We start from the raw sequence: 12,487 nt of genomic DNA on the forward strand, positions 1-12,487 counted from the left end.
GCGTATAGATAAAAAACTACTTTTTGTTAACCTAAAAACTAAAAATCACCTATGGCGCGAGCAATGTACGAGTACACTAAAACTGTACTCAGCAAAGTGAGTTTTGATGCGACATTATTCTGTAAGGAAGTGCAAAAAGCAGTAAGACGTTTACTGCCTCACGAACTTGAAGAATTAAGAATCTTTATTCAGTCCTTAATCAATCAAAACCCAGATTTAAATCAATGCTTAATTTATCTAAAAGCATAATATAAAACAAGCGTCCTGATCATAATCAGGACGCTTGTTTTGTAATTAATCTCATTGTAAAATCACAATAAATGTGTTGATTCTATTTAGCTTTCGGACTAATAATTTCTACATTCTGAAACGCAATAGCACCACGAATAATTCCGGAAATGACATTGTGCATAGCATCTATAATTTGCATTTTTAATTCACTTTTATGATAAATAATGCTGACTTCTCTCGCAGGAGACGGTTCTTTAAAGTGTCTTAAATTAGGTGCTAATTTTTCTTTTATATCTAAGGTATGTAAATAGGGAAGTAATGTCATTCCCATACCTTCGTTAGACAGTTTGATTAAGGTTTCTATACTGCCACTTTCGAGTTGGAAATTTTCATCTATTTGATCTTTAAATGTTTTACAGAGATTAATAACTCCATCTCTAAAACAGTGCCCATCTTCTAAGAGCAACATATCATCAATACTTAAATCGGAAACTTCGATAACCTTTTTATCTTTTAACCTGTGGCTTTCTGGAATATAAGCAACAAAAGGTTCGTAATATAAAACACGCTCTTTTACGTTGTCGCTCTCTAAAGGTGTCGCAGCAATTGCAGCATCTAAGTGACCATCGCTAAGGCGCGTTAAAATTTCTTCTGTGGTTAATTCTTCAATTTTTAGTTTAACCTTTGGGTATTTTTTTATAAAACTCTTCAAAAACATTGGTAAAAGTGTTGGCATTATAGTTGGGATAATTCCCAATCGAAACTCCCCTCCTATAAATCCTTTTTGCTGATCTACGATATCTTGAATTCGGTCTGCTTCATTAACTATATTTCGAGCTTGGTATACAATTTTACGTCCAACCTCAGTTAATTCAATGGGTTTCTTACCTCTGTCAAAAATAATGATGTCTAATTCATCTTCTAATTTTTGAATCTGTGTGCTTAAAGTAGGTTGCGTTACAAAACATTTTTCTGCCGCTTTGGTGAAATTTTTATGTTCTGCTATGGCTAAAGCGTATTTAAGTTGTGTTATTGTCATGGGTATTCATTTAGACTATAAAAGTATAAAAACTATTCATGAAAACTATGCTAAAAAATACTTATTTGAGTCGTAAATTTGAGTAAACAAAAACGTACATATTATGAAACTAAATAGCATAGGTTTAGATACCGAAAAAACAAAAGGATTAGCAAATGATTTAAATCAATTATTAGCAAATTTTCAATTGTATTATCAGAACTTAAGAGGTATTCATTGGAACATTAAAGGGCGTGGTTTTTTTGATCTTCATGTAAAATTTGAGGAATTATACACGGATGCCAATTTAAAAGTAGATGAAATAGCTGAGCGTATTTTAACGTTAGGTGCAACACCACTTCATACGTTTGAGGATTACACAAAAGCAGCAAAAGTACCTGTAGGTAAAAATATTTCTAAGGATGAAAAAGCAGTTCAATTAATTGTAGATTCACTTTCCGAATTATTAAAAATGGAACGTTCAATTCTGGAAGCAGCAGGAGATGCTAATGATGAAGGAACGAACTCTATGATGAGTGATTTTATTACCGAACAAGAAAAAACAGTTTGGATGATGAAAGCTTGGTTGGGTGAAACAGTTTAAGATTGAATCATTTTAAAATAGAAAAAGACTGCTAATTAGCAGTCTTTTTTGTGTTGATTGATGTCTATGTTTTTCTAAAAACGAATAGTTAATTCCAAATTTTTATCTTCAACTTTAAATTTAGCATCATCGTAATTAGGTGGTCCAAATGACATAACGTTATTAGAAATTCCATAAGATTCTAAGGGCATTCCATTGTCTTGAAAGTCCATATGCTTATTGTCATTTTCATCGTGCATAGTCATTATTGCGTATTCTCCTGGTAGAACGTTTTTAAAGGTAATTGTTACTTTTCCGTCTTTTATTTCAGTTTCTGCTTCCATAGTACCTTTACCTTTCATAAAAGTCTCTGAGCTGTGTAATGAGGTTAACACTTTTCCGTTATCGTTTTTTACATTATCTATTGTAATGGTGATTGTGATTCCTTCATCTTGAGAAAATCCGATGATTGAAGTTAAAGCTAATGCGAATGTTAAGATTAATTTTTTCATGATTAAGAGTTTTAATGGTTAGAGAACTACTGTTCTTTTTTGTTGATGATTCAAATATCAGACAAACGCTTCAATTCAAATAATTATAATTGCCGAACTGTAATTTTTATATGATGGACTGTTGTTTAGTTAGGAATTAATATTTTAACCAACAATTACAAGAGCCAAGAGTTAGGAGTTTAAAGTTGATGGTGATTTTTTAATTTTTCACTATTCACTATTCACTATTCACTATTCACTATTCACTATTCACTATTCACTATTCACTATTCACTATTCACTACCTATAAAAGTCCACGCGCCTTAATCTCTAAATACTTATTAATCGTATTTATTGTCAAATTCTCAGGTGCCGTTAAAATAGATTGAATACCATGTTTTTGAAGTTCTTTAACCATTAATCGTTTTTCGAAAGCAAATTTTTCTGCAATAGTTTTATGATATATAGATTGTAAATCTTCAGCATTCTCTTTTAATATGATGTCCAATTCTGTGTTTTCAAACAACACAACCACAAGCATGTGCTTTTTTGAAATGGCTTGCAAATACGGCATCTGTCGTTTTAAAGCACTGATGTGTTCAAAATTAGTATATAATAAAAGTAAACTACGGTGTGTTACTTTTCGTTTTAGTTGCGCGTAAAGCAGACCGAAATCACTATCATTAAATTGCGTATCAATATTGTATAGGTTTTCTAAAATACGATTGAGATAGGTGATTTTCTGAATGGCAGGTAAGAAGGATTCTATCTTTTTTGAGAAGCTAATCATGCCGACTTTATCGTGTTTTTTTAAGGCCACGTTACTAAATGCTAACGTTGAATTGATAGCGTAATCTAACAGTTTTAAACCGTTAAAAGGCATTTTCATTATTCTGCCAGTATCAATAATAGAGTAGATGGGTTGGGATTTTTCATCTTGATATTGATTCACCATCAACTGACCGCGTTTTGCTGTCGCTTTCCAATTTACGGTTCTAAAATCGTCACCAGGAATATAGTCTTTAATTTGCTCAAATTCTGAAGTGTTCCCAATACGTCTTATCTTCTTTAAACCGAACTCGGTCAATGAATTGCTGATCGCTAGAAAATCGTATTTCTGCATTTGAATAATGGAAGGGTAGACCATTACCATTTGCTGATTTTGAAACTTATACTTGCGCTTTACGATTTTTAGAATCGAAGACACAAATATATTAAGGTGACCAAAATAATATTCACCACGATCTACAGGTCTTACTAAGTATTCAAAGTCGTGATTTTGATTGGGACTTAAAGACGTTTGATAAAGAAAATCGCGTTTCTGAAATTGTACAGGTAACTCATCTATAACATCGATATACGTTTTAAAACCATACTTGTTGGTGATGGTAATTGGTACTGGGTTATTATCGCTATTTGAAAATTTATCTGGTAGAATTCGCCTAACATGTACGGCGTTTTTTGGCTGATAAAGTAGCAATATATCTATAAGTAACAATACGGCTATAATAATAGTCACTATCCAAGCAACAGCATATAACACAGGCAACCAAAACGACAAAAGAAAGCACACCGAAGCCATAGCTATATAAATATAGAGCTGGCTGTGTATGTATAATGATTTTAAAAAATTCATAATCAGTTAAGAGCTAATAGTTATGAGTTAAAAGTGTGAAAACAGTTAATCTATTTAAGCTTTATTCTTCATGGTTTTAATTGTGGATACCAACATTCTTATTAATTCTTATTGAAAAGAGTTTCAAATGATTGAATTGATATATAGTTTGAGTCTTTTAGAATAGATAGCCAATAATCAGTTTCATTTGCTTCTTTTAAAGCGATACTCATTTTGTGAATGAAATCTTTACTAGATTGCGCAAATTCTGCTTCTCTTATGTTTGCTCCTATCGAGGTTCCGCTTCTCATTAATTGTTTCGATAATATAAATTCTCTTTTATCAGAAGCTAAAGTTTTATAGAGTTCCACTATGTTTAATGCAAAGTCGCAACTTTTATTGCGTAAAATAGATTCTCCCATAACTCTTAACTTTTAGTTTTTCACTATTCACTATTCACTATTCACTATTCACTATTCACTATTCACTATTCACTATTCACTAACGCGGCACCTCAACCGATTGCACAATCATTTCAATGACATTTTCGGTAGTCATACCTTCCATTTCGCGCTCAGGAGTTAGAATGATACGATGATTTAATACCGGATTTAATGATTTTTTTACATCTTCTGGAATCACAAAATCACGTCCATTTATAGCAGCAAATGCTTTGGCTGTATTAAGAATTGCAATAGATGCTCTTGGCGAACCACCAAGATATAAATGCGGATGATTTCTAGTTTTTGAAACCACTTCCGCGATATATTTTATAATCTTTTCTTCAACGAGAACAGACTGCGTTTTGCTTTTGTAATCTTCTAATGAGGCAACATCTAATATAGGATTAATCCGTGTTTGAGGTTTCTCACCTTTACGCTCGTGATGAGAGGCAATAATTTTAATTTCATCTTCTAAAGAGGGATAATCTACTTTAATTTTAAAGATAAAACGATCTAATTGCGCTTCTGGTAGGGCATAGGTGCCTTCTTGCTCAATTGGGTTTTGAGTGGCAAGCACCATAAACGGATTATTAAAAGGGTAGGTGGTTCCATCAATTGTTGCCTGACGCTCTTCCATAGTTTCAAATAAAGCTGCTTGCGTTTTGGCAGGAGCTCTGTTGATTTCATCAATTAAAACAATGTTCGAAAAAATAGGTCCTTTTTTAAACTCAAATTCCGAAGATTTCATATTCAAAATCGAAGTTCCCAAAACATCACTTGGCATCAAATCTGGAGTAAATTGAATTCGGCTAAACTCAGTTTTTAAAACTTTGGCAAATAGTTTTGCGGTCACTGTTTTTGCAATTCCCGGAACACCTTCAATTAAAACATGGCCATCGGCTAATAAGGCTACGATAAGTAATTCTACAAAATTATCTTGCCCAATGATGACTTTCCCTAACTCACTTTTAATGCTTTCTACGGCATTTTTTAAATCTTCTAATTGAATGCGATTATCAAAATTTAAGTCGTCGTTTACTGTTTCGTTTTCTTCCATTGATTATGGGATTTAAATTGTTCTATTAAGGTGTTTAGCCTTTCTAATTCGGTAGGGCTGATGTCATTCTTCTGATTCAAACTTTCGATAAGTTGAAATAAAGCCTTCGTATCATCTACCGTGTTATTGCTTCTCGCCGCTAAATTATTTATAAAACTGGTGTTTATTTCAGCAGTGGAAAGGTGTAATGTGTTTCTAATATACTCTAAAAAATGATGCACTTTATGTTGTGAAATATCTTTGTGTTTTCCACTTTCATAATACATATTGGCGATTGTTCTGGTGAAATCAACGGTCTGATTTTTCAACGATTTTACAATCGGAATCGCACGTTGTTTTCGTTTACCTTCAAAAATAATATAGATTAAAGCACCAATCAGTACTAAATAATATGCCCATTTTAAGGATTTTGTATTTAAAAACAAATACATTGGTGAGGTGTAAAATGTCTTTCCGGTTTTGTAATAGGTATCCACGTATACAGGTTTGGAAGTGTCTATATAAGATAAAAGTCCAGCTGTATAATCTTGATTTGGAGACTGTAGTATAAAATAGTTGGTAAATGCCTGCGGAAACGTGCTAAGTATAATTTCACCATCTCCAAAAGGTTGTTTTATACTGCTGATTAAAGTGTCCTCCATAGGCTTATTTTTACCTCTATAGGTGTCAATAAGACCAATTATTGACGTTTCTAAGGTGTCAATTTTATTAAAGTGGAAGAATGTTGTTGAGCGATCGTACTTATACGTTAGTGAATTGTCTATTGCCGGATTTACGAGTTTAACTTGGTATTCGTTATTAAAATTATCAAACGTATTTACGGATCTAGTTTTTAAATTTAAGGTGTCTAGTAATTTTTCTTCAAAATTTACTGCAGCAACAATGAGTGTGTTTCCATTAGAAACCCAGTCTAAAAGGCTATTTAATTCTTCTTTTCCAAATTCAATGCCTCCATTGTAAAACAGATATGTACCATTGATGTCATTGTTTTTTAAATATTCAAAAGGCGGACGGTCGACAATAGAAACAGAGTCTGCAACCCGCTTTAATTGGTTGTTAAACACATAAGCCCCAAATGGAATTTTATGATGTGTTGCATAAGAAGGAAACCAATTTAAAGCCTTCGGTTTGTTCATTTCTAGAACAACGATAGCCAAAATGGTAAATGCTACAAGGATGATATATAGTTTTCCTTTTTTATTCAACGTTTTGTAATTGTATTATTTAGATGCTCAAAAGGGAGTTTTAACGTTTCAAACTTAGTAGCATCTACATTAAACTCACCATACCATACGTAATCATAAATTCGGGTGATATTTTTGAAATCGGCCTTTAAAAATTCCTTATTAATTTCATTGATATAATCTTCATTCGTTTTTTGTGGTTGCCATAAAATATGATCAGTTTCGGTGAGATATTTTAAAGACAATAGATAATAATACCGAATGGCTAATCTGTAATTTTTCTGATTGACAGCTTCATTGATTAAAGCCGGAATATCTTCATTCTTTATAATTTGTTCTTCTTCCGTAAATAAAATAGAACCTTGTTTTCTGCTTTTTGCTATGAGGTTATTCGAATTCACTTTTAAGAAAAACCGAATTAATAAGAATAGTAAAAAGGCTAATAATAAATAGGGTAGAATTGAAAAAACAAAGTACAGAAAGCCAGAGGCAGTCCCCACGCCAAATATGGCTTCCCAGAACTTTCTAAGGATATTTTGAAACCAATTATAGATTTTTTCTAAAATATTCTCTTCAGGTACAACTTCAGTATAGTTAAAATCCTCGTCTGCTTTATAGGCTTCTAAATCGTCTTCGGTTATTTGTTGTTTTTCAAGTGTGGTATCATCAAATGTTACGGATTGCTCATTTTGTTGCGCAACAGAAAGTTGCCCAAAACAAAAACAAAGAAGTAGCAATCGATATACTAACATTTAATCTTCTGTATTTCCAATTTCGCTAATACGATCGTACGTGCCAGTAAAGTTTGTTTTTTCGTGTAAATGAAAGTAAATAACCGCTCCAGCAACCATTAAAATGATGTTTAATAAAAACTGAAAGAACGTGTTAAATACATTGAGTATGATAACCACCGGATCGGCAGAAAAGCTATTTAGATTAGCAGGATCGATTTCTCCAGAAAAAATACCGCTGCCTATCAAAGCATAGATTATAGACGGAATTGAGAATACTAAACTAAGAATGTAGTAGATGACTCCTAAAATAAGAAACACCCCAAAAGCTGTCCAGAAATCAGCATTAGCCAAAGTAAAACTCTGACTAAAAGCATCTGAAGTAGAACGTTTAGGTTCAAAAACATACACACTAAACACGATTGCCATAGGAACCATGGCATAAAGTGCAGGTAAAACGCAAAGCATTATCGCGATTATTAAGGTTATTCCTTTTAAGAAACTAAGTCCAAAAAATGACCAAAAGGATTTAAGCACATTGCTTTTTATTTCAGCAGCGTCGATAGATCCTTTACGATCTACGTAAGATTTAATATAAAACAGCGTTGTAGATGCTGTAAGAATATAAGCAGTAATAGCAGAAATTAAATAAATAATGGCGACAATGACAGTTACAAAAACACTAGTTGAGTTAAAACTAGGCTGATTAAAACTTGAGAAATTAAACAAATCTCCAGCGACATAATTATAGGCCGCAAGCGATAACAAAAACACCACAATTGCAGGGCCTGCAATATTAAATATGGTTCTTATAAATGGTTTAAACTCATTTCGAATAAAACCGAATGTGTCAGTTAGTATACTACTGAAATCACGTTGTTTTCTAAATTCAATATAAGGTCTGTTCATATTTAGTTGGTTGGGTTTAGGGTTAGTTCTATAGTGTTTTCAGAAGCTATATTTTGTTTCAGTTTTCTGTTTAATTGAATTGGGTAAATTACGTAGTAAAATAGAATTAATGCTAGAGAACTCGAAATAATTAAAATGGCGAGCCAATCTGGCATTTCAGTATGTCTGGTAACGAAACCTTCTAAAAAGCCTGCAATTATAAAAAAGGGTATGGTGCTCATTAAAATTTTTAAGCCATTTATAACTCCACGTTTAAAAGCTTCTAGTCGTGGTAACGTTCCTGTAAAAAGCATGCCGTTTCCCATAACGAGACCTGCACAACCAGCAATAATAATAACAGATATTTCAATAGTACCATGAATCCAAATGGTACGCGCCGATTCCCATAATATGCCCTGCTCATAAAAGAAATATTGAAAACTACCCAACATAATACCATTTTGCATCATAATATATAAGGTGCCAATACCTAATAGAATACCATAGCCAAAGGCCATAAGGGCTACTTTAATATTATTAAGCGTTATACCCAAAAACATATTAAATTCTCCTTGTTGCTTATAAACTGCCATAGGATCTCCTTTTTCTATATTTTCTATCGTCATGTTAACATAACCATCTCCAAGAAACGATCTTACAAAGTCATCTTCGCTAGCGGCAGAAAATGCACCAACAATTACAAATAGCGTAAACGTTAAAAAGGCAATCAAAAGTTCGCGATGATGTTGGTAGAACATCGAAGGAAATTCCGTCTTAAAAAAAGAAATCAATCTATTTTTAGGTTCCTTTTTAGTTTTGTAAATAAGTTGATGTGCGTTAGATGCTAGTTGATTGAGATAGCGTTCTGTATTGCTATTCCCATAAAACGTTTTGGCGTAGCTTAAATGGTCGGTAACTTCAATATAGAGGTCAGAAAGTAAATCGGGATCTATTTGCGTTTTATTTGTAAGAATGTTTTCAAATTCTAACCATTTATCTTTATTTTGCTTTACAAAAGCCGCTTCGCGCATTATATTCCCTTTTAGACTTTCAAAGAAAAGAAAATATGGATGAATTTCAAATAGAAACTGCCCAAAATGTGGGGATTAATCAAAATGTCGCTAGTATTGGCGATAGAATGCTTGGTTACCTCATTGATAGTGCTATTATTCTTTTGTATGGCATTGCTGCAATACTCCTTTTAACAACTTTAAATATGGATATGGGAGATACTTGGGCTATTTATTTGTTAGTGTCGTTACCTGCGTTTTTATATTACGTGTTACTCGAAACATTTTTGGATGGTAAAACAGTTGGTAAAGTACTTATGAAAACGAGAGTGGTCAAATTAGATGGGTCTAAACCTAGTTTTTCTAATTATTTTGTGCGTTGGATTTTACGAATTGTCGATGTTGCTTTAACCTCTGGTGGTGTGGCTGCATTTACCATATTAATTAAAGGAAACGGACAGCGGCTAGGTGATATTGCAGCGGGTACAACGGTAATTAGCGAGAAACAGCTTTTAACGATTCATGATACGCATATAAAAGATATCCCTGTAGATTATGTACCTACTTACAGTCAAGTTACAGTGTTAAATGACAAAGACATGCAAACGGTGAAAAATTTGTATGATGATGCGCTTAGAAATGGTCATCATAATATTATTCTGAATTTGCACCATCGCTTATTAAAAATTATGGCGATTGAAACTCAAGATAAACCGGTAGATTTTGTGGCAACGGTGATAAAGGATTATAATTATTACACGCAAAACATGTAAGCGGAGAACCACTTTTTTCTTTTCGGAAAAGTGAGTGAATCGCTTATCCCAAACTGGTTTTGGGATCTCAGAGAACCACTTTTTCTTTTTCAGGAAAAGTGAATGAATCGCTTATCCCAAAATAGTTTTGGGATCTCAGAGAACCACTTTTTTCTTTTCGGAAAAAGTGAGTGAATCGCTTATACTGAGCATTACTGAGAAACAAAATATATTTTGTTTCGAAAGTAGCAAACAACGTTTGCCGAAGTATCTGTGAAAAAATTTGTGAATCATTTAACTTAAGCTTAGGACTGTCTGTAAGGTTTTTAGCTGTGAATTTTAAATTAGATTCCTACCTTCGCACGACTGATAAATATGTAAATATAAGTACCCTATGTTTTTTCAAGTCATAGATATATTAGGAACTATTGCTTTTGCCATATCTGGTGCATTAGTAGCTATGAATAAACGGATGGATCCATTTGGAGTCCTAATAATTGCTTTTGTGACAGCTGTTGGAGGTGGAACATTACGAGATGTTATGATTGGTATTGAACCCGTATCATGGATGCGAAATATGACTTTCGTTTACGTGATTATAAGTTCTGCGTTTTTTGCTGTATTATTCAGAAAGCGAATTAACTACCTCAGGAAATCACTCTTTTTATTCGATACTATTGGGATTTCACTTTATACGGTTGTGGGGATCGAAACTGGACTTGTTGCTGGTTTACATCCATTCATTTGTATTGCTATGGGCACAATGACAGCCTGTTTCGGTGGGGTGTTGAGAGATATTTTATGTAATGAAATTCCTGTGATTTTCAGAAAAGAAATCTATGCAACGGCTTGCATTTTGGGTGGAATCACCTATTTCTTGCTGTTACAATTTTTTGAAGATAGAAACATCTTATTCGTTATCGTTGGTTTAGTTGTTATGACCGTTAGATTAATTGCGGTGCGCTATAAAATTAGTTTACCTACTTTGTATAAGAAGGACGAAGGTATACTCTAATTTTTAGACCTTGTTATAACTAGTTTTATCTTTTTTAGTCTTTCCCCAGGCAATAACATTAACACCGTTAGAATATTGAATTTTGTTTGGTTTGTTTTTTAGAAGATTTTTAAACCTTGGATAATTGAAGTCTAGTTTTGTGATGTCGATGTTATGAATTGGCCATTCTAAATGATGAATTTCAAACGCGTTTATAGCTTGTTTTGTGTCTTGAAAAAGAGCATATCTTTCCGTTAACCATTGGTCTAATTTAGATTTTGTTTCAATTGCTTCTCTAATTGAAAACGTAAGATCTAATTTGTCATTAAACGCAGCATTGGAAGATTGGTATTGGTTTGCTGTTCGTTTAATTTTTGAATAGCGATAAGGAAGTTCAGAAATACTTTTTGCAATTTTACAAGATAATTGTTTCCCTCCTTCAATACTTAAAAAATAGACTCCGGTTTTATGACCAGATTTCACATAAGTTCTAATATTAATTTCATCAAAATCTGAAATTGGTGAGAACGACGGCAAATATTTAGGCCTGATTTTTTCCATTGTAAATGCTACAACGGAAACCCAGGGTTTGCCCTCAAAAAGGTCAATTTCTAATTCTTTTGGTACCAATTTTTTGAGTTCCTCCAATTCAACTTCCCAATGAAGAAATATGGCATTATTCCATTCTTGATAGAATTTCCAATTTTCAGTGGGTATTTTCCAAGGTCTGTGTTCAGCGGTTTTTAATAGGTCTTGGATTTTCATTTTTTGAGTTGAATGCTTAGTTTTTGTTCGAATCGTTTTTAACCACCATTAGCTTTATTGCTTTTTCAGAATCTTCTATAATCATAATTTTATAGTGCTTCCATTCTATAATTAGATCCTTGTCTTCAGCTTTATTTAACGACGTAAATGACACCGTTTTCTGCTCATCGTCTTCTGATAATAACATATGATACGAATTAAAGGCATCGGTCTGATTTCCATTTATGTCCTCTGACGATTCTCCAATATAATCTTTAAATAGAATTTGAAGGTTACCTATAACAGCGGTTTGTCCTAAATCAATAAACATTGGCTTTCCAAATTCTAATTTTGTAACAACTAACGCTACGTTGTTTTTCTCAATTTTTAAATCAAAAGAATAGTTTTGATAAGCTTTTGGGTAATTTGTTTTTTTACGATCGCTAAACGCATCATAACACCAGAGAAAAGTAGCGTATTTTGTGTTGTTATTAAATACGTTTAATTCGAGTTGAATTTGAGGTGAGTTGGTGTTTAATAATTTTGATTGAATGAATAGGTTAACAGGTTCTATAACCAATGCTTCAAATTGAATACTAGGATTTTTTCCTGTTTTTAAAGGTATTGCAATAGAATCGTTTGTCATGCTATTTTCTGATTGTGCATATCCTGTGTGTTGTATGTATACAAGTAGTAAAATCAATATGCTAAAGGTGAGAACCTTCATAGTTTAGTGTGATTTATC

The 12,487-nt window shown here is 32.8% G+C and carries 15 protein-coding genes; 4 read left to right on the forward strand and 11 right to left on the reverse strand.

Features of this window, described 5'->3' with window-relative positions; genetic code table 11:
• Window positions 1-51: 51 nt before the first annotated feature.
• Complete coding sequence (locus tag BLT80_RS13165; protein ID WP_020896136.1) at window positions 52-249, forward strand: hypothetical protein; 198 nt, start codon at window positions 52-54, stop codon at window positions 247-249.
• Between the two features lie 82 nt (window positions 250-331).
• On the opposite strand, the gene BLT80_RS13170 is transcribed toward BLT80_RS13165, so the two are convergent.
• Window positions 332-1,270: a LysR substrate-binding domain-containing protein gene (locus BLT80_RS13170; RefSeq protein ID WP_092468746.1), complete on the reverse strand. Its 939-nt coding sequence runs from the start codon at window positions 1,268-1,270 to the stop codon at window positions 332-334.
• Between the two features lie 103 nt (window positions 1,271-1,373).
• Between BLT80_RS13170 and BLT80_RS13175 the strand changes: the two genes are divergently transcribed.
• Window positions 1,374-1,853, forward strand: a complete 480-nt coding sequence (locus BLT80_RS13175) for a Dps family protein (protein ID WP_092468748.1) — start codon at window positions 1,374-1,376, stop codon at window positions 1,851-1,853.
• 74 nt (window positions 1,854-1,927) lie between these two features.
• On the opposite strand, the gene BLT80_RS13180 is transcribed toward BLT80_RS13175, so the two are convergent.
• From BLT80_RS13180 to BLT80_RS13220, 8 genes are all read right to left on the reverse strand, one after another.
• Window positions 1,928-2,344 carry a DUF2141 domain-containing protein gene (locus BLT80_RS13180; protein ID WP_092468750.1) on the reverse strand — a complete coding sequence of 139 codons (417 nt, stop codon included), beginning with the start codon at window positions 2,342-2,344 and terminating at the stop codon, window positions 1,928-1,930.
• Between the two features lie 284 nt (window positions 2,345-2,628).
• On the reverse strand, window positions 2,629-3,960 hold the full coding sequence (locus tag BLT80_RS13185; RefSeq protein WP_092468752.1) for a DUF58 domain-containing protein: 1,332 nt from the start codon (window positions 3,958-3,960) through the stop codon (window positions 2,629-2,631).
• 101 nt (window positions 3,961-4,061) lie between these two features.
• Window positions 4,062-4,361, reverse strand: a complete 300-nt coding sequence (locus tag BLT80_RS13190) for a four helix bundle protein (RefSeq protein ID WP_317041775.1) — start codon at window positions 4,359-4,361, stop codon at window positions 4,062-4,064.
• A 79-nt stretch (window positions 4,362-4,440) separates the two neighbouring features.
• Window positions 4,441-5,439: an AAA family ATPase gene (locus BLT80_RS13200; RefSeq protein ID WP_092468754.1), complete on the reverse strand. Its 999-nt coding sequence runs from the start codon at window positions 5,437-5,439 to the stop codon at window positions 4,441-4,443.
• Window positions 5,418-6,644, reverse strand: a complete 1,227-nt coding sequence (locus BLT80_RS13205; protein ID WP_092468756.1) for a DUF4350 domain-containing protein — start codon at window positions 6,642-6,644, stop codon at window positions 5,418-5,420. The genes BLT80_RS13200 and BLT80_RS13205 overlap by 22 nt, the downstream gene beginning before the upstream one ends.
• Window positions 6,641-7,375: a DUF4129 domain-containing protein gene (locus BLT80_RS13210; protein ID WP_092468758.1), complete on the reverse strand. Its 735-nt coding sequence runs from the start codon at window positions 7,373-7,375 to the stop codon at window positions 6,641-6,643. Before BLT80_RS13210 ends, BLT80_RS13205 begins: the two co-directional genes overlap by 4 nt.
• A complete protein-coding gene (locus BLT80_RS13215; RefSeq protein ID WP_092468760.1) occupies window positions 7,376-8,263 on the reverse strand; it encodes a hypothetical protein in 888 nt (295 codons plus the stop codon).
• A gap of 2 nt (window positions 8,264-8,265) precedes the next feature.
• On the reverse strand, window positions 8,266-9,273 hold the full coding sequence (locus tag BLT80_RS13220; protein WP_092468762.1) for a stage II sporulation protein M: 1,008 nt from the start codon (window positions 9,271-9,273) through the stop codon (window positions 8,266-8,268).
• 35 nt (window positions 9,274-9,308) lie between these two features.
• On the opposite strand from BLT80_RS13220, the gene BLT80_RS13225 reads away from it, so the two are divergent.
• Both BLT80_RS13225 and BLT80_RS13230 read left to right on the forward strand, forming a co-directional pair.
• The gene (locus BLT80_RS13225) at window positions 9,309-10,025 is read left to right on the forward strand and encodes an RDD family protein (RefSeq protein WP_092468764.1); all 717 of its coding nucleotides are present in this window, start codon (window positions 9,309-9,311) and stop codon (window positions 10,023-10,025) included.
• A gap of 373 nt (window positions 10,026-10,398) precedes the next feature.
• The gene (locus tag BLT80_RS13230) at window positions 10,399-11,019 is read left to right on the forward strand and encodes a trimeric intracellular cation channel family protein (RefSeq protein WP_092468765.1); all 621 of its coding nucleotides are present in this window, start codon (window positions 10,399-10,401) and stop codon (window positions 11,017-11,019) included.
• Window positions 11,020-11,022: 3 nt separating this feature from the next.
• Here BLT80_RS13230 and BLT80_RS13235 read toward each other — a convergent pair whose 3' ends face one another.
• Both BLT80_RS13235 and BLT80_RS13240 read right to left on the reverse strand, forming a co-directional pair.
• Entirely contained in the window at window positions 11,023-11,763 is a 741-nt protein-coding gene (locus BLT80_RS13235) for a YqjF family protein (RefSeq protein ID WP_092468767.1), read from the reverse strand.
• Window positions 11,764-11,779: 16 nt separating this feature from the next.
• Window positions 11,780-12,469, reverse strand: coding sequence for a hypothetical protein (locus BLT80_RS13240; RefSeq protein ID WP_092468769.1), 690 nt, complete (start codon window positions 12,467-12,469; stop codon window positions 11,780-11,782).
• Between the last annotated feature and the right edge of the window lie 18 nt (window positions 12,470-12,487).

The sequence above is a fragment of the Winogradskyella thalassocola genome, assembly GCF_900099995.1.
Lineage (GTDB): Bacteria > Bacteroidota > Bacteroidia > Flavobacteriales > Flavobacteriaceae > Winogradskyella > Winogradskyella thalassocola.